This is a genomic window from Telluria sp. AC161 (genome assembly GCF_979258535.1).
Window position 1 is genome coordinate 1393372 of sequence record NZ_OZ409861.1, and the last position, 20900, is coordinate 1414271.

Below are 20900 nucleotides of genomic sequence, written 5' to 3' on the forward strand. Positions count from 1 at the left end.
CGGGGCAGGCGGGGCAGGGCCCGCCGACTTTGTAGGCTGTAAATATCTCACGTGAAAGATGGTTTTGTAAACCTGACAATCTTTCGGTTGCACTGACTGTGGTTATCTGGATGGACGCCGCGCCGCTGGCCGCAGGCGCGGGAGCGGGCAGGCTAAAGCAGCCACTTTACTCAGTTGAATCAGGTACTTGCGGTATGTGCAGGCGCGGGAAGGTAACCGGAAGGCAGCGACGCCCGGCTTGCCATAGGATGCGTCGGCACAGTGCGTACGACACGCGCCAGAGGAGAGCACGATGAACCCCCCCGCATTGTCACTCATCACCGGAACGCCGGCCGTCGCCAATGCGCCACGGCCATGCTCCGATGACGTCGTCCGCGAGGCCTTGCAACGTGTGGTGACGAGCAAACGATTTGCCAAGGCACGCCGCTGCACCGCGCTGCTCAGGTATCTGGTCGAGCGCGTGCTGCTGTGCGACGAAACGGCTGCCTCGCCGCCGGAGCACGAAATCGGCGTTGCCGTGTTCGGCCGCGATCCGGCATCGTATCTCCCCGCAGACGATCCCATCGTCCGGGTCCAGGCCGGACGCCTGCGCCTGCGCTTGACGGCGTATTACGCGGACGAAGGCGCCGCCGATCCCTTGCGCATCACGGTGCCGCAAGGCCGTTACCACGCCCGCATCGCACTCGCCGACAGCCAGCCGGCTGGCCCCGCAAGCCGCGCCGCCGCGCCGCTGTTGCTGTTCAGCCCACTCATCTGCCTGTGCGGCGACGCGCAGGCCGCACACTTTACTGCAGGCCTGAACGACGAACTGGGATTCCGGCTGTACCGTGAACTTCACTCGCTCAGTCTGGCAAGCGCGGACCGCGCGACGCCGCCGGCCGAGCGGCCCCGCGCCCTCTACCTGCTCGAGGGCGCCGTGCGCCAGGATGCCTTGCTGCTGCGGGTCTCCCTGATCCTGCGGCAGGGGGCAGGCGGGGCAGTGCTGTGGTATGCGCAGTTCGATCGTGCCCATGACAGCGACCTGGACAGCGACAACGCCATCGGCGACCAGGAGCAGATGGCCGCGCGCTGCATGGCAGCGTTGCAGGAACACCTGCCCCGTTGCCTTTCCCTGCGAACGCCCTGAGGCGATGGCCAGGTACCGACCCATACTGGCCATCGTGGTCAGCCACCCGCATCTGGTGGGCAGGGCCATCGACCTGCGCTTCATCCCCAGCCTCGAGACGACGGCGCTGATGCTGCGCGACGGCTTGCTGCTGCGCCATACGCCCGATGGCGCCGAACTGTGGTGCGATGCCGCGCAGGCGTCGGCGGCAGCGCAGTGTGTCGTCGTGCTGCCGCTGGTGTTCCAGGTATTCACGCGCAACGCCCGGCTGGAATCCTGCACCCACTGGCCGGTGGCGCGCCCACTGCGCTATGTCTGCGCTGCCGGGGAGGCGCAGATGCAGCCCGAGACCCTGGCTGGCTCGGGCGCTTCCCGCCGCCCCTTGCTGACGGTCGAGATCGACCACCGGCCGGCGCCCGAGTCCTGTACCGGATCGCACTGGCGGCGAAGCGGCCTCATTGAAGGTTTATTGAAGCCCGGTGCTACGGGCGAATACCGTCTTCACCATCGATGTACGGACGGGGCGATTGGTACGACGACGACGCGCGATGTGCGGCGTGCTCAACGATGCGACAGTCAGTTGGCATAGCCGCTATAGTCTGCGTTATCAAAATTACCAATAAGGTCAACCCCATGTCTACTGTCACCACGGCCAGCGCAGGCTATGTCCGCGCGCCAGGCGTGCTCCACACGATCCTGCTTGCCGGCAGCGTGTCGCTGTTCCTCGGCGCATTGCTCAGCGATTACACCTACTACAACACTTACCAGATCCAGTGGAGCAATTTTGCTTCGTGGCTGAACGCCGGTGCCTTGCTGTTCGCCGGACTGGCGCTCGTGTTCGCGCTGGTCAATCTGCTGCGCGCCAGGCCAATGGCCGGTCAGCCGTTGAACTACTTCGTGCTGCTGCTGCTGACCTTCGTGATCGGCCTGGTCAACGCTTTCCAGCATGCCAAGGATGCCTGGGCGCTCATGCCGACCGGCCTGGTGCTGTCGGCCATCGTCTTTATCCTGATTTGCATTACCGCTGTCGTAGGCCTTAACCCACGTTCGGGAGGACTGAAATGAATCGCTCGAGCGCACTTGCCCTGTTCAGCATGACCCTGCTGGCCAGCGCCTGCAGTAACGAAGCCAATACCAACCTGGCCAGTGGCCCCGATCCGAAACTGCCAGCCCCCGAGCGCGGCCTGTTTCCGAGCATGAAGATTGCCGAGCCGACTGCATGGGGCGATCAGAAGCCGACCGTGCCAGAGGGCTATAGCATCACGGCCATCGCGACCGACCTGAAGATCCCGCGCCAGATGCTGGTGCTGCCGAACGGCGATATCCTGGTAGCGGAAGGGCGTGGCGGCAGCGCGGCCAAGCTCAAACCGAAAGACGTCATTGCCGGCTACATCAAGGCGCAGGGCAATACCAAGGTCAAGGGCGGCAATCGCCTGACGCTGCTGCGCGATGCGGACGGTGACGGCCAGTACGAGCTCAAGACCGTGTTCGCCGAGAACCTGAATGCGCCGTACGGCCTGGCGTTTGCCAATAACAAGCTGTACGTGGCGAACCAGGATGCGGTCGTCACCTTCGATTACCAGCCGGGTCAGACCAAGGCTGCCGCAGCGCCGGTCACGCTCACGCAGCTGCCCGCCGAGATCAACCACCACTGGACGAAAGCGATGACCGTCAGCCCCGATGGCCGCTATGTCTACGTCGGTATCGGTTCCAACAGCAACATCACCGAGCGCGGCATGGAAGCCGAAGTCGACCGCGCAATGGTCTGGCAGATCGACGTGACGACGGGCGCCCACAAGCCGTACGCCACGGGCCTGCGTAACCCGACGGCGCTGGCGATGAATCCGGAAACGGGCCAGCTGTGGTCAGTCGTAAACGAGCGCGACGAGCTGGGTCCGGACCTGGTGCCGGATTACCTGACGTCGGTGAAAGAGGGCGGCTTCTATGGCTGGCCGTACAGCTACTGGGGCCAGAACGTCGACCCGCGCGTGATGCCGCCGAACCCGAAAAAGGTGGCGGCTGCCATCAAGCCGGACTATGGCCTTGGCTCGCACGTCGCGGCGCTGGGTCTGCACTTCTCGCTGCCGACGATGGGCGCAAAATTTGCCAATGGCGCGTTTGTTGGCGAACACGGCAGCTGGAACCGCGACAATCCGGTGGGCTACAAGGTGATCTTCGTGCCATTCGCCAACGGTCGTCCGGCCGGCGCGGCAATCGACTTCGCTACCGGCTTCCGGGATGCCAATGGCAAGACACGTGGTCGTCCGGTCGGTGTGACGGTCGATCCGCGCGGGGCGCTGATCATAGCCGATGACCTGGCCAATACGGTGTGGCGCGTGGCGCCGAACCGCTGATCGTCATTTGAAGCAACCGCCGCAGCGCGGATGATGCCAGGCCTGGCGTCATTCGCGCTGCGGCTTTTTTTCGCCTTCTGCTTTGTCGTACCCAATGGCACCGCGGGTGTTGTCCGACTTGGCCCCACCGTGCATATTGCCATCACTACTGATAATGGTTTATCATTATTGACTCAGCAAGCATTGCCGCTTGCGCTGTCCATGACAAGGTCTTTCTGATGACATCCAAGCTCCTTCCTGTTGCCCATGCACTTGCTCTGGCAACCCTCGGTTCCACGTTGGCCCATGCTGCCGATCCCGCAATCGTCATGGGCGAGGTGCGCGTCAGCGCCCAGCGCGATGCCGGTGCCTTGCGCTCGAGCCGCGTCATGACATCGGTCGACGTGCTGGGGGCGGACAAGATCGAAGACAAGAACGTGACCAACAGCTGGGAGCTCGTCGGCCAGTTGCCGGGTGTGCAATTGACCGAAACGCGGATGGGCGCCGAATCGGGCAAGGCGAGTTTTCGCGCCTTTAACGGTGAAGGCTATATCAATGGCATCAAGGTGCTGATCGACGGCATCCCGAGCAATGTCAACAGCGGCAACCAGCGCTTCATCGACATGATCTTCCCGCTCGAAGTCGACTACATCGAAGTGGTACGCGGCACGAACGACCCGCGCTATGGCCTGCACAATATCGGTGGCAACCTGAACATCGGCACGCGCCAGGGCGGCAATTATTTTGACAGCCGATTCACCTACGGCAGCTTCAACACGCGCGAAGTGCAGGCGGCATATGGTCGCGAAGCCGATGGTTTTGCGCAAAACTATTTCGTGGCCAGGCAATTGACTGACAGTTACCGCGCGAACGGCGACTCCAATAAATACACGGTCGGCGGCAAGTGGTTCGTCACGTCGAACGACAAGGCTGTCACGGCTGGCCTGGTCGTGCGCACCTACCAGCACACGTCGGGCGAGCCGGGCTTTCTGACTGCGACCGAGCTGGCTGCCGACCGCCGCCAGTCGCCGCGCAAGAACGCCAATGACAAGACCGACCGCGACATGCACCATGCCAGCGCGCACCTGGACTGGCACATCACACCGAACGCGTTCCTCAGCAACAAGCTGTACTACAACGAATACAAGGACGACCGCCGCGTCACCTTCACCAGCAATCCCGAGGGCAATGCGCCGCGCCAGCGCCGGCTGTGGGACGAAGAACAGCTTGGTTTCATGAGCACGCTGACATGGCGCGCGAACGAGCGCGTCACGGTCGATGGCGGCGTCAATACCGAGCGCCAGGACAATGGCTACCGCCGCCTGCGCTACAACTTCGCAATCCCGACGGACTTCACAACGCCGGCCCGCACCCAGAACGACGACCGCTACAAGTTCAACAATGTTGGCGCCTATGTGCAGGCGGTGATCAAGGCGACCGATACCATCCAGCTCGTACCGGGGTACCGGGTTGACCGCTTCACGGGCAACCAGCCACTGGCGGGCGGCACGAGCGCAGGATTGCAGGATTACGGCTGGATCAAGCAGCCCAAGTTCAGCATGGTCTGGAGTCCGGCGGCGGACATCAGCGTGTATGGCAACTGGGGCCGCACGTTCCAGATCCTGACGGGCTCCGTGGGCCCTGCCTACCTGGTACCGGGCCAGGCGCCGTTCGACGCGTCGGTCAATACCGGCAAGGAAGTTGGCGTCAAGCTCAAGCCCACCACGCGCAGCGACCTGCGCCTGGCCATCTGGCGCCAGGATGCGACCGGCGAAGTGGCGAACATGCCGGCCACCGGCACCACGGTCGGGCTGGGCGAGACGCGCCGCGAAGGTCTCGATTTCCAGCTGTCGGGCAAGGTCACCGACAAGCTCGAACTGTCGCTGTCGCACTCGCTGCAGAAAGCGGAAGTGATCAGTGCGCTGGGCGCGAATGGCGTCTCGCTGGCCGGCAAGGAAGTATTCTCGACGCCGCGTCACATCACCAATGTCAGCCTGGACTACAAGCATTCGGACAACTGGCGCTTCGGCCTGCAGGGCCGTTCGCAGGGCAGCTACTACATCGATAATCCGAACGAGCAGGGCAAGTTCGGTGGCTTCGTACTGTTCGATGCCAATGTGCGCTACGCGATCTCGGCGCGCACCAGCATCGATGTCCAGGTCAAGAACATCGCGGACCGTCAGTACGAATACGCGTGGTACGACAACTTCTTCTGGCCGGCAAGCCAGGCGCAGCCGATGTTCTCATCGGGTAATGGCCGCGCTGCGTATATTTCACTGAACGTGAAATTATAGGGCGCTCAGACCAGCTGCTCGGAGGGGACGATGTGCACGCCCGGGCGCGCCTGCAGCGCGGCGTCGACCAGGGCGTGCGCGATGCGCGGGGCAGGGTTGATGCGCCAGCGGCGTGGTAGTACGGGCCCGAGCAGCCCTAGCAGGACGCCGGACACCCGTTCGCCGGGGCGTTGTTCCTGGCGCTTTCCGCCAATCAGGCCTGGTCGCACATGCGTCAGCGATGCGAATCCCAGCCCGGCCAGATCGCGTTCGAGTTCGCCCTTGACGCGGTTGTAGAAAAAACGTGCGTCGGGATCGGCGCCGATGGCCGAGTTCAGCACGTGGCACGGCGTGCCGTGCTGGCGCGCCAGCACGGCCACGGCCAGAGGGTAATCGTGGTCCACGCGCCGGAAAGCAGCTTGCGAACCGGCGCTGCGCATCGTCGTGCCCAGCGTGCAGATGACGGCGTCGGCCTGCCACCAGGTCGCGTCCGGCGGCAAGGCGTCGAAGTCGACGACGGGCGCCTGCAGTTTCGGGTGCACCGGCAGCGCTCGCCGCGTGGGCGCCACCACCGACGTGACCTTCGGGTCGGCCAGCGCCATCTCCAGCACGTGGCTTCCAACCAGTCCGCTCGATCCAACCAGCAGCAATTTCATGGGGTGTCCTTCGTCGCAAACGTAAACGACACGAGGCCGGCGTCATGGCCGGCCTCGCGTGTGAAGCAAGGCCTGCAAGGCAGGCCCGGGCACCGGCTTATTTGGCCAGCGCTTCTTCGTAACGGCGTTCGACTTCCGCCCAGTTGATGATGTTGAAGAAGGCCGCGATGTAGTCAGGGCGCTTGTTCTGGTATTGCAGGTAGTACGCGTGTTCCCACACGTCCAGGCCCAGGATCGGCGTGCCGCCCGACATGCCGGCGAACTGGCCCATCAGCGGGCTGTCCTGATTGGCGCTGCTTTCGACCAGCAGTTTGCCGTCCTTGCCGACGGTCAGCCAGGCCCAGCCGCTACCGAAGCGGGTCTGCGCGGCTTTGGTGAAGGCATCCTTGAACTTCTCGTAGCCGCCCAGGTCGTCTTCGATCGCCTGTGCGACCTTGCCCGTTGGCTGGCCGCCCTCAGGCGTCAGCACGGTCCAGAACAGCGAGTGGTTGGCGTGACCGCCGCCATTGTTGCGCACGGCGCCCTGGACGGCTTGCGGCAGGCTGCCGATGTCGGCGATCAGCTGCTCGACTGGCACCTCGGCGACGCCGGCTTCGCCCAGCGCGTTGTTGACGTTGGTGATGTAGGCCTGATGGTGCTTCGTGTGGTGGATTTCCATCGTGCGCGAATCGAAATGCGGCTCGAGGGCATCGTAAGCGTAAGGCAGTGGTGGCAATGTGTATGGCATGATCATTCTCCGTTCAGATGGTTGGGAACACTGTTCCGGTATGAAGCGAGGCACCAGGGCCATGTTCGTCACGGCCCGGCGTCGTGCATGTGCTGGTCAAGGTGGGATGGGCAACGCACACCCCGGGGCACCCGCCGAAACCTGTTCAGCGTGTGCCCTGACTTGTCCAGAATACCAGCATCTGCAATTGGCTGCCGCGCAGGGTGAGCGCGAAGGCAATGATCAGCGTGCCGGCCGGATCTCGGTACTCTGCATCATCGTGTTGCGCCAGCCGTCGGTCTGCAGCTGCCAGACGCGGACATAGCGCCCGCGAAACTCGCGCGGCCCGCCGGCTGGCTGCAGATCGGCCTGCATGCGACCGCGGACGATGGCGGTGTGACCGCTGTCGAGCAACTGGATTTCCATGCTCACATTGCTGTACGAGCGAAACTCGTATTCGTCGCGCGCCAGCACCTGCATGAATTCACTGCGGGTGCGCACGCGGCCATTGGTTTCGACGTGATAGTAGTCGGTGGCGATCAGGTCGCGCAGGGCATCGACATCGCGTGTGGCGACGGCCTCGGCAAGGTGCCGTTCGGCGTCGCGCAGCGCCACCATCAGTGGCGACTGCGCGGTCGTGACGGCGAGGCCGGGCGGGGCACCCCGCAGCGGCACGTGCGCCGTCGCAGCGCCTGAGGCAAGCAGGCATGACAGGAATAGAGCGGACGGCAGGGCGCGCATGATGACTGGTCCATTAAAGCTGTATGTCAGTATATAAAGTCTGGCATGCCAAGAATGTAACAGAATGTTGCAGAAAAAGGCCGTTTTTGCACGCCTGGTGCGGGTGTGGTTGTTATCGGGCCGACAATAGGACTACACTGGCGGCTCCGGCACGTTTGGCCGGTGACTCACCGGAGTATTTCATGACGATGGCAGGTGGCGGAAACGTCCCTTCGAACGATGTCGCCCTGCGCGCGTCGATGGGCATTGACGCCGTGCGCGTCGCGCTGGCAACGGCGATGATCCTGCTGGTGCCGCTGGCGGGGATGCAATTCGCGCATGGCGTCCAGTGGACCGGCTTCGATTTCGCGGTCGCCGCAGTGCTGCTCGCCGGTGCTGGCTGGACCTGTCTGCGCACGGGCCGCCGCGTCGCACGCCTGGTCCTGTGGCAGCGCGTCGCCGTCATCGGCGCACTGGCGCTGGTGTTTGCTGCACTGTGGGTCGAGCTTGCGGTGGGCGTACTGTTCAACTTTGGCAGCTAAATTCGGCAGCTAAAGTCAGGCACACTTCACCGAGGTGTTGACCTTCCCGTAGTGGGAAGGTTTATCCTTGTCGGATGGATGCCAATACACTCTCTCCCGCACAGCCGCCGGTCACACTGGTAATCGATGGCATGACCTGCGCCTCCTGCGTGGCGCGTGTCGAAAAAGCCCTGGCACACGTCCCTGGCGTCACGGGCGCCAGTGTCAACCTGGCCACCGAAAAGGCCCGGATTGACGGCGCTGCGCCACCGGCAGCCCTGTTGGCCGCCGTTGAAGCGGCCGGCTACGCGGCCCGCATCGAGACGGCTGACGCGCCGGCCGCGCCCGCCAAGACCGGCGCCGCCACCTGGTGGCCGGTCGCTGTCGGCGCGCTCTTGTCCATCCCGCTGGTGTTGCCCATGTTCCTGGCGCCGTTCGGCATCGATGCGATGCTGCCCGGCTGGGTGCAGTGGCTGCTGGCCACGCCCGTGCAATTCTGGCTCGGCGCGCGCTTCTACCGGGCCGGCTGGAGCGCGCTGCGCGCCGGCGCCGGCAATATGGACTTGCTGGTTGCGATCGGCACGAGCGCCGCCTATGGCCTGTCGCTGTACCTGCTGCTGACGCAGAGCGGGCATGCTGTATCCCACCTGTATTTCGAATCGTCGGCCGTCGTCATCACGCTGGTGCTGCTGGGTAAATGGCTGGAAGGCCGCGCCCGCCGCCAGACGATCGAGGCACTGGGCGCGCTGGAACGCCTGCAGCCCGCCGACGCCGTCGTGCGCCGCGACGGCGCCGATGTGCGCGTGCCGTTGGCGGCCTTGCGCGTGGGTGACGTCATGGTGGTCAAGCCTGGCGAGCGGGTACCGGCCGATGGCGTCGTGCTCGAGGGCCTGAGCCACGTCGACGAATCGCTGCTGACCGGCGAGAGCCTGCCACTGCCCAAGGGACCGCTTGACGCGGTCGTGGGCGGCGCCGTGAACGCGGAGGGCCTGCTGCTGGTGCGCGCCAGCGCCGTCGGCAGCGCCACGACGCTGGCGCAGATCATCCGCATGGTCGAAGACGCGCAGGCGGCCAAGGCGCCGATCCAGCGCCTGGTCGACCGGGTCAGCGCCGTGTTCGTGCCGGTGGTGCTCGCCATTGCGCTCGTCACGCTATTGGCCTGGGGCGTCGGCACGGGGGACTGGCAGGGCGCGCTGCTCAACGCGGTGGCCGTGATGGTGATTGCGTGTCCGTGCGCGCTGGGCCTGGCCACGCCGACGGCGATCATGGTCGGTACCGGCGTGGCTGCCCGTCACGGCATCCTGATCAAGGACGCCGAGGCACTGGAAACGGCGCACGCCGTCGATGTCGTCGTGTTCGACAAGACCGGCACCCTGACCGAGGGCCGCCCGCAATTGCTGGCGTTGGAAGGGCGAGACGCGACGCGCCTGCTCACGCTGGCCGCCGCAGTCCAGCAAACCAGCGCCCATCCGCTGGCGCGCGCCGTGCTGGACGAAGCGGCGCGGCGCGCGCTGCCCGTGCCGGATGCGACCGACGGGCGCGCGCTGCCGGGCCGCGGCGTGCAAGCCGACGTGGATGGCGCGACGATCCTGCTTGGCAACCGGCGCCTGATGAACGACCTCGGCGTAGTGGCGGGCGGGGCAGAGGCGCATGAGGCGGCCGGGCGCACCGTGTCCTGGCTGGCCGAGCGGCGTGGCGACACCGTCACTGTGCTTGGCCTGCTCGCGTTCGGCGACCGGCTCAAACCCGGCGCGCAGGACGCGGTCGCAAGGCTGGTCGCGCGCGGCATCACGCCTGTGCTGCTGACCGGCGACAGCGCCGGCGCCGCGCAGGGCGTGGCGCGCGCGCTCGGCATCACGCGCGTGCATGCCGAGGTGCTGCCGGCCGACAAGGCCGACGTCATCGCGGCGCTGCGCCAGGCTGGCCACACGGTCGCCATGATCGGCGACGGCATCAACGATGCACCGGCGCTGGCTGCCGCCGATGTCGGCATGGCGATGGCGACCGGGACCGATGTCGCGATGCACAGCGCCGGCATCACGCTGATGCGGGGCGATCCGATGCTGGTGGCCGACGCGCTCGACGTCTCGCAGCGTACCTGGCGCAAGATTCGCCAGAACCTCGGCTGGGCCTTCGTGTATAACCTGATCGGCGTGCCGCTGGCCGCCTTTGGCCTGCTCAATCCGGTGCTGGCCGGCGCCGCGATGGCGCTCAGTTCGGTCAGCGTCGTGGCCAACGCCTTGCTGCTGCGCCGCTGGCGCGCCGCGCCGAATGCCACCCCTGCCACCCCTGTCACCGGTGTGCCTGCACTCGAGTCCGCCCCCATTCCTGCACCCCCCACCAAAGGAGAACTTCCCATGTATGAATTGACTGTTGCCGACATGACCTGCAAGCACTGCGTCGGCCGCGTGACGGCCGCCGTCCACGCCGTCGACCCGGCCGCCACGGTGAACATCGATCTGGCCAGCGGCAAGGTCCGCATCGACAGCGCGCTTGAGGTGGCCCCGCTGGCGGCGGCCATTGATGGCGCCGGCTATCCGGTGACGGCCGGCGTCTGAAGCAGGCCGGTCACACGGCCCAATATGTTTCCTGGACGATAAGCGGATAAATACACCCCCAAACAATATTCATTTAGGCTATATTTTGTAGAAAGAACAATACCGAACACTGGCATCCCCGACCGACCTCGTCAGCGGAATCCTCATGAGAGATGGTGTGCTCGCAGAACCTATCGACCTGGTCAAGCATCCGCCCGGTAGGGCCCAGCTGCGCCGGGTTGTCATGGTGCTGGCGGCGCTGGGGCTGCTGTTTGCGGTCCTGGTGCCGGCAGCCGGCGTGCCCTTGCCGCACGCGCCGGAATTCCTGCCGATCTATCTGTCGACGCTGATCGCCAGCAACTTCGTCACCGGCATCCTGCTGCTCGGCCATGTCCACACGCGGCGCTCGCTCGCCCTGGGCATCCTTGCGCTCGGCTACCTGTTCACGGCGCTGATCGCCGGCGCCCATATGCTCACGTTCCACGGGCTGCTTGGCGACGAGGGCGTGCTCGGCGGTAACCCGCAGACCGCCGCCTGGCTCCACGCGGCCTGGCACGCGCTGTATCCGCTGTTCGTGCTCGGCTATTCGCGCAGCGCGCGCGGGCGCCTGGCCGGGGCGCCGCTGCCGCCACACTTCATGCGGATCGGCGCGCTGCTGACCGCGCTGTTCGTGTCGCTGCTGGTGCTGGTGGGCACGACCGGCGCGCCGTATCTGCCCAGGCTGATCGACGGCACGCGCACCTTGCCGCTCTACCATGGCATCTCGGTCGCAATACTGGCGCTGTCGGTCTACGTGCTGTACGCCACGGTGCAAAAGCGCCCGCGCACCGTGCTCGATGTCTGGCTGACCGTGGCGATGGCGGCGTGGGTATTCGAAGTGGGCCTGTCCTGCGTGTTCAATACGGGTCTCTACGACCTCGGGTTCTATGCCGGGCGCTTGTACGGGCTATCGACGTCGCTGTTCGTGCTGGGTGCGCTGGCGATCGACAATATCGCGCTGCATGCGCGTCTGCATGCAACGTTCCAGGAAATGATCGAAACGCGCGCCCACGCGCAGTGGCAAAGCCTGCTCGGCACCGTGTTGCGCCAGTTGCCCGACGGCGTGCTGATCGTCGATGCCCGGGGCCGCTGCGTGATGGCGAACGACCAGGCCACGCAAATGGCGCGCCACTTCGGGGCCGACGGCGTCAAGGGCATGCTGGACCTGATCTGCGAACCGGTCGCACGCGCAATCGGCGGCCGGGCCTTTGACGACGCCTTGATCGAGAGCGTGCAGGGCGGCGCGCGCCGTGTGTACGCCGTCAGCGGCGCGCCGCTGCGCGAGAGCGCCGCCGAACTGGCCGCCGCCGTGATCGTCATCGACGACATCACCGAGCGCACCGAGGCCAGTGCGGCGCTGGCACGGGCGCTCGACCAGACCCGCTACCTGATCGAGAACACGCCGCTGGCCGTGATCGAATGGGACCGCGACCTGGTCATCACGCTGTGGAACCGCCGCGCCGAAGAATTGTTCGGCTGGTCCGCAGGCGAGGCCATCGGCCAGCGGATCGACGGCATGGGCATGATCCACGAGGGCGATGCCAACCAGGTCGACACGATGATCGCGCGCCTGATCGACTCCGGCACGCGCTACGCCAAGTCGGCCAACCGCAACCGCACCCGCGACGGGCGCGCGCTGTGCTGCGAATGGTACAACTCGGTGCTGGTCGACGAGGCAGGCGAGATCCAGACCGTGTTCTCGCTGGTGCTGGACGTGTCCGAGCGCGAAGCGGCGATGCACAGCCTGCGCGAGGCCGACGGGCGCAAGGACGTCTATATCGCCACGCTGGCGCACGAGCTGCGCAATCCGCTCGCGCCGATCGCCAATGCGGCCTCGCTCCTGCGCAGCAAGGCGCTGGCGCCGGAACGCATCGAATGGATCGCGGCCATGGTGGCGCGCCAGACCGACCAGATGGCGCGCCTGCTGGACGACCTGCTGGACGTGTCGCGCATCAGCCGCGGCAAGATCGAGCTGCGCCGCGTGCGGGTGGACCTGGGCCGCTTGCTGCGCGAGACCCTGCAAACGAGCATGCCGCTGATCGAGGCCGGGCGCCATCAGGTGGCGCTGCGGGTGGCCGACGAACCGCTGTGGGTCGACGCCGATCCGCTGCGCCTGACGCAGGTGTTCGCCAACCTGATCACGAATGCGGCCAAGTACACGCCGCCCGGCGGCGGTCTCGAACTGGGTTTGCGGCGCGAAGAAAACCAGGCCGTGGCGTGGGTCGCCGACAGCGGTGTGGGGCTGGCGTCCGACATGCTCGAACGCGTGTTCGATCCGTTCGTGCAGGCCGGCAGCGCCAGTCACCTGGCGCAGGGCGGCCTGGGGATCGGGCTGTCGCTGGCCAAGGGGTTCGTCGAACTGCATGGCGGCAGCATCCGGGCCGACAGCGACGGGCCGGGCCGCGGAGCGACCTTCCTCGTGCGTCTGCGCCTGTGCGAGGAGCCGGCCATGGCGCCGGGCGAAGTGCTCCCCGTGCCTGACGGCGCTGCGCTGGGCAAGCATATCCTGGTCGCCGACGACAATGTGGATGCAGCGGAATCGCTGGCCTGGCTGCTGCGTTCCGAAGGCGCGACCGTCATGGTGGCCCACGATGGCGCAGAAGCGCTGCGCCTGCACCGCGAACGGCCGGCCCGGATCGCGGTGCTCGACCTGGGCATGCCGCACCTGGATGGCCTGGAACTGGCGGGCATGCTGGCCCAGGATGCGCCGCGCCCGTACCTGGTGGCCGTGACGGGGCGCGGCAGAAAGGAAGACCGGGCCGCCTCGCTGGCGGCTGGCTTCGACGAGCACTTCACGAAGCCGGTCGCGCCGCAACAGCTGATCGCGCTGCTGCGTAAGGTACCTGAGGTACCAGAGACACCGGCAGCGGGCTAGTGGTGCTCGTGCCCCGTCATGTCGTTCGCGCCGGGTTTGCGCGCATCCATCGCCTGGCCGGCGGGCGCCGGTGCCGGGCGGGCATCCGGCGCGCGTGGCGCTGGCGGTAGCGCCTCGGCGCCGTCGCCCGTCCATTCGCGCGCGACCGTGCCGGGCGGATGCCGGTACCAGCCAGGGTCGCTGTAGTCGCCGCGTTTGAGGCCTTCGCGCACCTTGAGCACCGTGAACATGCCGCCCATTTCCAGGTTGCCGAACGGGCCATCGCCGCTCATCATCGGCAGCGTGTTGGCCGGCAGCGGCATCTTCATGTCGCCCATCGAGCCGCCCTTGTCGCCCATGACCATATAACCCGGCACCAGCTTGTTGATCTTCTCGGCCACGCCGCGATGGTCGACGCCGATCAGCGTGGGCACGTCATGGCCCATCGCATTCATCGTGTGGTGCGATTTGTGGCAGTGGAAGGCCCAGTCGCCCGGCGCATCGGCGACGAACTCGATCGCGCGCATCTGGCCGACGGCGACGTCGGTCGTCACCTCGGGCCAGCGCGCCGACTTCGGCACCCAGCCGCCATCGGTGCCAGCGACCTCGAAGCGGTGCCCGTGCAGGTGGATCGGGTGGTTCGTCATCGTCAGGTTGCCGACGCGGATGCGCACCTTGTCGCCCAGGCGCGCGACCATCGGATCCAGGCCCGGGAACACGCGGCTGTTGATGGTCCACAGATTAAAGTCGAGCATCGTGTTGGTGCGCGGCGTATAGCTGCCCGGTTCGATGTCGTACGAGGACAGCAGCATCACGTAATCGCGATCGACGGCGTGCTGGCGCGGGTTCTTCGGGTGCGTGACCCAGAAACCCATCATCCCCATCGCCATCTGCTGCATTTCGTCGGCGTGCGGGTGGTACATGAAGGTGCCGGCATGGCGCGCGACGAATTCGTAGACGAAGGTCTTGCCGGGCTGGATGCCGGGCTGAGTGAGACCCGTCACGCCATCCATCCCGCACGGCAGCAACTGGCCGTGCCAGTGCACGCTGGTGTGCTCGGGCAGCTTGTTGGTGACAAAGATGCGCACGCGGTCACCCTCGACCACTTCGATGGTCGGGCCCGGACTTTGGCCGTTGTAGCCCCACAGGTTGACCTGCATGCCGGGCGCGAATTCGCGCACGACCGGTTCGGCCACCAGGTGGAATTCCTTGACGCCGTCCTTCATGCGCCATGGCAGCGTCCAGCCATTGAGTGTGACGACAGGGTTGTACGGACGCCCGCCCGTCGGCACCAGCGGCGCGGCGGTGGCGCTTGACGTATGGGTCGGGGCTTCCGGCAGCGACGCCGCGCCGGCACGGCTCACGAGCGAGGCGCCCAGTGCCGTGATGCCGGCGCCGGTCAGGAACGATCTGCGGTTGGTCATGGTGGGGTGTCCTTCATATCAGTGGTCGATGGCGCCGGCAGGCGCGTACCGATGGCGGTTTCCAGGTCGACCTGGGCCAGCCAGAAATCCTTCAGCGCTTCGATGGTGGCGTGCACCGCCCCAGCCTGTTCGCGCGCGTCGGCCAGCAGCTCGAACGGGCTGGCCAGCATGCCGTTGTAGCGCAGCAGCGTCTCGTCCGCGATCTGCTTGCGTAGCGGGATCACCTGGTCGCGGTAGTGGCGCGCCACGTCGTAGCTGGCGCGGTAGCCGAGGTAGCCCGCGCGCGCCTCGCTGCGGGCGTTGACCGCGATGGCCGCGACCTGGCCGAGCGACTGCATGTACACCGCTTCAGCGCGTGCCACGCGGGCGCCGCCCCAGTCGAACAGCGGCAGCTCCAGGCCGATCTCGTAGCCATCACTCTTTGGCTCGCCTGTCTCGCGCTTGTCCGCATAGCCCAGGTCGAGCACATTGACGAAGCGTGTAGTGCGCGTGAGGCCCAGGTCCGCGGCGGTGCCGCTGGCGGCGGCGCGCGCGGCCTGCACGTCCAGGCGCTGGCTCAGCGCCGTGCGCTCGATGCCGGTCAGTTCGGCGGGCGCCGCCGGCAGGTCGGGCAAGCGCTCGGGCAACGTGTAGAGCGCCTGCGCGCCCCACAGGCCGAGCTGGCGCGTCAGATGTTCGCGCGCGGCGTTGGCCACGCGGTCGGCGCGCAGTACGCCGGCGCCGGCTTCGGCGTGGAAGGCCGACTCGCGCGCCAGGTCCAGCGCACTGGCATTGCCGGCCTGGGTCATGCGCGCCATCAGTGCGCTTGACGCGTCGGCGGCGTCGGCCACCTGCCGTGCGTAGGCCACGGCCTGGCGCGCCGCCACGGCCTCGATCCAGGCGCGCCGGGTGGCGTTGACGTGATGCTCGATGGCGGCGGCCACGCGCAGCGTCGTCTCGTCAAGGCGCCGCGCGGCCATGCGCTGTCGCAGCGGCATCGTGAGCAGGCCCGCCAGATCGATCGAGACCGAGCGTTCGGTTTCCCGGTTGCCCCCGCCATCCATGCGCGAGAACCCGAAGCCCGGATTGCGCAGGCGCGCGGCCTGGGCCACGTCGGCCTGCGCGATGCCGGCTTCCCAGTAGGTGGCCTGCAGGCCCGGGTGGTTCAGCACAGCAATCTGCACGGCCGCGTCCTGCGTCAGCGGCGCCTGCAGCAGCGTGTCGATCTGCGCCTGCAAGGCCTGGCGGTCGGCATCGCTGCGCAGCAGCCGCGCGTCGACGCCCGTGCGCGCCTGCGCCGCAGCAGCGCTGGCCTCGAAGGCGCGCTCGGGTGCGACGCTGGCGCAGCCAGCTAGCAACAGGCCCACGCTTACGGCCAGGCTCGGGGCCAGGCTCGGGGCCAGCGCGGCATGCCATGAGATTGGACTAGCCATCAGTGGTGCTCCTTGTGGTCTGGCTGGGCAGGGGCAGGGGTGTGGTGGTGCGCGTGCGGATCGGGCGCCGGCTTGCCGTGCCCGGCATGCGCGTCGTGGCCGGGCTGGGCCGCCACGATGCGGTTGTGTTCCTGCCAGGTCCGATCAGGGGTGGTGGTCGCGGCGGCGCGTGCCGGGGGCATGTACGCCGGCTGGTAGCGGGTGTCCGGGACGGCGGCGTCCGGGTCGGTGGCGTTGGCGGCCGGCGTGGTCCGGTGGCCGCTCTGGGCTGCGGCCGGCGTCAGGGAGCCGGCCAGAATGCAGGCCAGCAGCAGCTGTGGTCGGGTAAAGGTCGACATGGTTCCTCGTTCGGTGAAATGCAGTGATGCCGCGCCGGCGTGGCGCGGTGGTGTGCTGATTCAGGCGAGCGGGAGGCGGGGAGGTCGTTCGGGTAACGCGAGGTCGACGGCCTCGGGGCGGCCGGTGGCTGTCTCGATCAACCGGGTCGACAAGGTCTGCGGCGCGGCGGGGACCGTTGGTGCGCCGGCCATGGCGGCCCCGATGCAACAAGCGGCGCAGGCGCTGCAGCGCTCCTGGTCGTGGTCCGTCGGCGCATGGTCGGTGGCCTTGGCAAGCTGCGGGCCGGTATCGTGGCAGTGCTCCGCTCCGGCGTCCATCTGGTGCGAGGCAGCCATGGCGGTCACGCCGCCGTGCTGCATGGCAGCATGGGTGCACGCCAGCATGCCTGCCGAAGCGATGCCCTGGAAGGGAATCGCCAGCAGCAGCAGCCACACGAGCGCGCGGCGCAGGCAGACATGGAGGGTAGAATTCACGCGCCAATTCTAGCATGGCGTCCGCGCAACACTGCTGTCATGATGACGGCCGGAAACCTTGCGGGGCAAGGGGGCGGCTGATAGCATGCCGCGTTTATGCAGTAATCATTCAATGGCAAGGGCAAGCATGGTGTTGATCGAGCGACTGCTCGCTCTGCGGCGCAGGAAGAATCGGGAAGAAGTGGCGGGCAGGGCGGCCGAAGTCATTGCACACGTCCTGTTCGACGTCGGGGTCGACCGCTTCCTGAACGGCAGCATGCTGCTCGATCGCCAGTTCCGCCTGCGTTTCTACGCTGTGCTGCCGCCGGCGTCGGACGACATGCTGGCGGCCATCGCCCTGTGCGATTTGCCTGAAGCGCAGCATATGCGCAGCTGCATGGCCGACATTGCCTTCGATGCGGATGTCGTGGCGTGTCACACGCAGGGTCTGGCCGATGGCCTGATGCGCGAATTGCTGGCCTGTTCGGCCGAACTGCGGGCGCTGCCCGAGCAGCGACTCGGCGCCGTCTTCGCGTTCCGCTAGCCGCAGCACGGATTTTGTGCGCGCTGCAGCGCGCCATGGCGGTATGCTGGTGGTCCTTGACGCCACTGACGCAAAGGTCCTATCCATGTCGCATGCCGCCTGCTACCTGAACCGCCCGGCCATGCCGCGCACCTTCCCGGTGCTTTCATGAGCGTCCGTAACCTGCAGCACCTGTTTGCGCCGCGGTCGGTGGCGCTGATCGGCGCCTCGGCGCGCCCGGGCAGCATGGGCGCCACGCTGTTGGCCAATCTTGAGGGCGGCAGCTTCAAGGGCAAGCTGTTTGCCGTCAATCCCAAATACACGCAGCTGGGCGACTTGCCGTGCTACGCCGGCGTGGCCGACTTGCCCGAGGCGCCCGACCTGGCCGTCATCTGCACGCCCGCAGCCACTGTGCCGCAACTGGTACGCCAGCTGGGCGAGCGCGGCACGCGCGCCGCCGTGGTGCTCACCAGCGGCCTGGCGCGCGGGCGCGATGCCCGTGGGCGCAGCCTGCGCCAGGCCACGCTCGATGCGGCGCACCCTTATCTGCTGCGTCTTCTGGGCGCGAACAGCGCGGGCCTCTTGGTGCCGGGCCTGGGCCTGAACGCCAGCGTGGCCCACAGCGGCGCACTGCCGGGGCGGATCGCGTTCGTTTCGCAGTCCGGGTCACTGATGACGGGCGTGCTCGATTGGGCGCGCACGCGCGGCATCGGCTTTTCGCACTTTATTTCGCTGGGCGACTCGGCCGACGTCGACCTGGGCGACGTGCTCGATCACCTGGCCAGCGATGGCAATGCCGGCGCGATCCTGCTGTATGTCGACCAGCTGCGCTACGCGCGTAAATTCATGTCGGCGGCGCGCGCCGCCGCGCGCAGCAAACCGGTAATCGTGCTCAAATCCCGCAGCGATACCGACGGCGCCCGGCCGGCGGCCAGCGAAAGCGGGGCGCTGGCCACCGAGGACGACGTGTTCGACGCCGCGATCCGGCGCGCCGGCATGCTGCGCGTGCACACCACCGAGCAGCTGTTCGCGGCCGTCGAGACGCTGGCCTATGCGCGCGTGCTGCATGGCGAGCGCCTGGCCATCGTCAGCAACGGCCTGGGGCCGGGCGTGCTGGCGCGCGACGCGCTGCGTTATGGCGGTGGCGTGGCGGCGACGCTGTCGCCCGAATCGGTCATGCGGCTCGATACCGTGCTGCCGGCCGGCTGGAACGGTGCGCAGCCCGGCAATCCAGTGCGTGCCAGCCCGGTCAACCTGCTGGGCGGCGCGCCGCCCGAGCGCTACGCCGCGGCGCTCGACGTGCTGCTGGCCGACCCCCAGGTCGACGCCGTGCTGATCGTGCATTCACCGACGGCGACCGTCGACAGCCGGGACGTGGCCAATGCGATTGCGCCGCTGGCGCGCGCGGCTTCGCGCCCGATCCTGTCGTGCTGGCTGGGCGGCGCCTCGGTCGTGGCTGCGCGCGCCGTTGCGGCCGAGGCGCGCATGCCCACGTACCGCACGCCCGAAGACGGCGTCAACGGCTTCCTGCAACTGGTGAACTACCGGCGCAACCAGAACCTGCTGATGGAAGTGCCGCCGTCGATGGCGGGCCATATGGCGCCCGATCGCAGCGCAGCTCGCGCGCTGGTACGCGAGGCGATCGCCGCCAAGCGCCTCTTGCTGTCGGATCCCGAGACCAAGGCGATCCTGCGCGCGTACGGCCTGGCGCTCGTCGAGACGCGCGCCGCCGTGGACCCCGATGCGGCCGTGGCGGCAGCGCGCGCGATCGGGTTCCCGGTGGCCGTCAAGATCCTCACGCCCGACGTGATGCACAAGTCCGATGTGGGCGGCGTGACGCTCGACCTCGATTCGGAAGACGCCGTGCGCGCCGCCGCGTTGCGCATGCGCGCGCGGCTGGGCGAACTGTCCCCGCAGGCGCGCTTCGACGGCTTTTCGGTGCAGGCCATGTGCCGCCGCACGCACGGCCACGAACTGATCGTCGGCGCCGCGCTCGACCCGGTGTTCGGGCCGGTGCTGGTGTTCGGCCAGGGCGGCGTGGCGGTCGAGGTGCTCGATGATTATTCGGTCGGCCTGCCGCCGCTGAACCTGGTGCTGGCGCGTGACCTGGTCGACCGCACGCGCGTGGCGCGCCTCCTGGCCGGCTACCGCAACCGGCCGGCCGCCAATCTCGACGCCGTGCTGGCGGTGCTGATCCAGGTCTCGCGCCTGATCTCCGATATTCCGGAAATCGTCGAGCTGGACATCAACCCGCTGGTGGTCGACAGCCGCGGCGCGATCGTGCTCGACGCGCGCATGCGGCTGGCGCTGGCCGACCGCTCGGGCAGCACGCTCGACCGGTTGGCGATCCGGCCCTACCCACGCGAACTTGAAGAGACGATCGAGTGGCAGGGCGCGCCGCTGCTGCTGCGCCCGATCCGCCCTGAAGACGGCCCGGCGCACCTGGCGTTCTTCGACGCGCTCACGCCCGACGACGTACGCTACCGGATGTTCGTGCGCATCCGCGAGCTGCAGCCGTCGCAGCTGGCGCGCTTCACGCAGATCGACTACGACCGCGAGATGGCTTTCATCGCCACCCGCAAAAACGCGGACGGCGTATTCGAGACGCTGGCGGTCGCCCGTGTCGTGGCCGATCCCGATAACACGAGCGCTGAATTCGCCGTTACCGTGCGCTCGGACCTCAAAGGCATGGGGCTGGGACGCATCATGATGGAAAAGCTGATCCGGTATTGCCGCGCGCGCGGCACCGGCGAGATCGTCGGCGAAGCGCTGCCGCAGAATTCGCGCATTGTCGCGATGGTCAAAAAACTGGGCTTCGACGTGACGATCGACCGTGAGGACGGCACTCGAAACATGCGTCTCGCATTACGTTAACTGTTTCGCGCGCCATGTGACATTCGGAGGATTTTGGGTTGTTTTGCGGTGGTAAGGTGGCGGTGTTTGTCGCCCTGTCACGTCGTGACGATTTGTACCGCCTCTTGTCAACAGGGTCCGACCCTGCACCTG

General features: G+C 67.1%; 17 protein-coding genes. 10 read left to right on the plus strand and 7 right to left on the minus strand.

The window, feature by feature from the left end; all coding sequences use genetic code 11:
• Nucleotides 1-292 precede the first annotated feature (292 nt).
• The 5 genes from ACZ0AJ_RS06360 to ACZ0AJ_RS06380 all read left to right on the plus strand — a co-directional run bounded on the left by ACZ0AJ_RS06360 (nucleotide 293) and on the right by ACZ0AJ_RS06380 (nucleotide 5732).
• Nucleotides 293-1126: a hypothetical protein gene (locus tag ACZ0AJ_RS06360; RefSeq protein WP_499454249.1), complete on the plus strand. Its 834-nt coding sequence runs from the start codon at nucleotides 293-295 to the stop codon at nucleotides 1124-1126.
• Between the two features lie 4 nt (nucleotides 1127-1130).
• On the plus strand, nucleotides 1131-1694 hold the full coding sequence (locus tag ACZ0AJ_RS06365; RefSeq protein ID WP_499453229.1) for a hypothetical protein: 564 nt from the start codon (nucleotides 1131-1133) through the stop codon (nucleotides 1692-1694).
• Between the two features lie 44 nt (nucleotides 1695-1738).
• The gene (locus ACZ0AJ_RS06370) at nucleotides 1739-2170 is read left to right on the plus strand and encodes a DUF2231 domain-containing protein (RefSeq protein WP_499453230.1); all 432 of its coding nucleotides are present in this window, start codon (nucleotides 1739-1741) and stop codon (nucleotides 2168-2170) included.
• Nucleotides 2171-2199: 29 nt separating this feature from the next.
• Nucleotides 2200-3459: a PQQ-dependent sugar dehydrogenase gene (locus tag ACZ0AJ_RS06375; RefSeq protein ID WP_499456740.1), complete on the plus strand. Its 1260-nt coding sequence runs from the start codon at nucleotides 2200-2202 to the stop codon at nucleotides 3457-3459.
• Nucleotides 3460-3677: 218 nt separating this feature from the next.
• Nucleotides 3678-5732 (plus strand): TonB-dependent receptor, encoded by a 2055-nt coding sequence (locus tag ACZ0AJ_RS06380; protein WP_499454252.1) that lies wholly within the window; start codon nucleotides 3678-3680, stop codon nucleotides 5730-5732.
• A 5-nt stretch (nucleotides 5733-5737) separates the two neighbouring features.
• Here the strand turns inward: ACZ0AJ_RS06380 and ACZ0AJ_RS06385 are convergent, their stop codons facing one another.
• The 3 genes from ACZ0AJ_RS06385 to ACZ0AJ_RS06395 all read right to left on the minus strand — a co-directional run bounded on the left by ACZ0AJ_RS06385 (nucleotide 5738) and on the right by ACZ0AJ_RS06395 (nucleotide 7814).
• Nucleotides 5738-6367 (minus strand): Rossmann-fold NAD(P)-binding domain-containing protein, encoded by a 630-nt coding sequence (locus tag ACZ0AJ_RS06385; protein ID WP_499453232.1) that lies wholly within the window; start codon nucleotides 6365-6367, stop codon nucleotides 5738-5740.
• Between the two features lie 97 nt (nucleotides 6368-6464).
• Complete coding sequence (locus ACZ0AJ_RS06390; RefSeq protein ID WP_499453236.1) at nucleotides 6465-7094, minus strand: superoxide dismutase; 630 nt, start codon at nucleotides 7092-7094, stop codon at nucleotides 6465-6467.
• 222 nt (nucleotides 7095-7316) lie between these two features.
• Complete coding sequence (locus tag ACZ0AJ_RS06395; RefSeq protein WP_499453238.1) at nucleotides 7317-7814, minus strand: nuclear transport factor 2 family protein; 498 nt, start codon at nucleotides 7812-7814, stop codon at nucleotides 7317-7319.
• Nucleotides 7815-7996: 182 nt separating this feature from the next.
• On the opposite strand from ACZ0AJ_RS06395, the gene ACZ0AJ_RS06400 reads away from it, so the two are divergent.
• From ACZ0AJ_RS06400 to ACZ0AJ_RS06410, 3 genes are all read left to right on the plus strand, one after another.
• Complete coding sequence (locus ACZ0AJ_RS06400) at nucleotides 7997-8335, plus strand: hypothetical protein (protein ID WP_499453240.1); 339 nt, start codon at nucleotides 7997-7999, stop codon at nucleotides 8333-8335.
• A gap of 74 nt (nucleotides 8336-8409) precedes the next feature.
• Entirely contained in the window at nucleotides 8410-10872 is a 2463-nt protein-coding gene (locus ACZ0AJ_RS06405) for a heavy metal translocating P-type ATPase (RefSeq protein ID WP_499453242.1), read from the plus strand.
• A gap of 157 nt (nucleotides 10873-11029) precedes the next feature.
• Entirely contained in the window at nucleotides 11030-13765 is a 2736-nt protein-coding gene (locus tag ACZ0AJ_RS06410; RefSeq protein ID WP_499453244.1) for a PAS domain S-box protein, read from the plus strand.
• Here the strand turns inward: ACZ0AJ_RS06410 and ACZ0AJ_RS06415 are convergent.
• The 4 genes from ACZ0AJ_RS06415 to ACZ0AJ_RS06430 are packed head-to-tail and all read right to left on the minus strand — an operon-like array spanning nucleotide 13762 to nucleotide 17392.
• Nucleotides 13762-15168, minus strand: a complete 1407-nt coding sequence (locus ACZ0AJ_RS06415; RefSeq protein ID WP_499453246.1) for a multicopper oxidase family protein — start codon at nucleotides 15166-15168, stop codon at nucleotides 13762-13764. The two genes, ACZ0AJ_RS06410 and ACZ0AJ_RS06415, sit on opposite strands and share 4 nt — an antisense overlap.
• Complete coding sequence (locus ACZ0AJ_RS06420; protein WP_499453248.1) at nucleotides 15165-16580, minus strand: TolC family protein; 1416 nt, start codon at nucleotides 16578-16580, stop codon at nucleotides 15165-15167. Before ACZ0AJ_RS06420 ends, ACZ0AJ_RS06415 begins: the two co-directional genes overlap by 4 nt.
• Complete coding sequence (locus ACZ0AJ_RS06425) at nucleotides 16580-16918, minus strand: hypothetical protein (RefSeq protein WP_499453250.1); 339 nt, start codon at nucleotides 16916-16918, stop codon at nucleotides 16580-16582. The genes ACZ0AJ_RS06420 and ACZ0AJ_RS06425 overlap by 1 nt, the downstream gene beginning before the upstream one ends.
• A gap of 60 nt (nucleotides 16919-16978) precedes the next feature.
• On the minus strand, nucleotides 16979-17392 hold the full coding sequence (locus ACZ0AJ_RS06430) for a DUF2946 family protein (RefSeq protein ID WP_499453252.1): 414 nt from the start codon (nucleotides 17390-17392) through the stop codon (nucleotides 16979-16981).
• Nucleotides 17393-17504: 112 nt separating this feature from the next.
• On the opposite strand from ACZ0AJ_RS06430, the gene ACZ0AJ_RS06435 reads away from it, so the two are divergent.
• Together ACZ0AJ_RS06435 and ACZ0AJ_RS06440 are read left to right on the plus strand one after the other, a co-directional pair.
• On the plus strand, nucleotides 17505-17915 hold the full coding sequence (locus ACZ0AJ_RS06435; RefSeq protein ID WP_499454258.1) for a hypothetical protein: 411 nt from the start codon (nucleotides 17505-17507) through the stop codon (nucleotides 17913-17915).
• A 147-nt stretch (nucleotides 17916-18062) separates the two neighbouring features.
• Entirely contained in the window at nucleotides 18063-20768 is a 2706-nt protein-coding gene (locus tag ACZ0AJ_RS06440) for a bifunctional acetate--CoA ligase family protein/GNAT family N-acetyltransferase (RefSeq protein WP_499453255.1), read from the plus strand.
• Nucleotides 20769-20900: the final 132 nt, after the last annotated feature.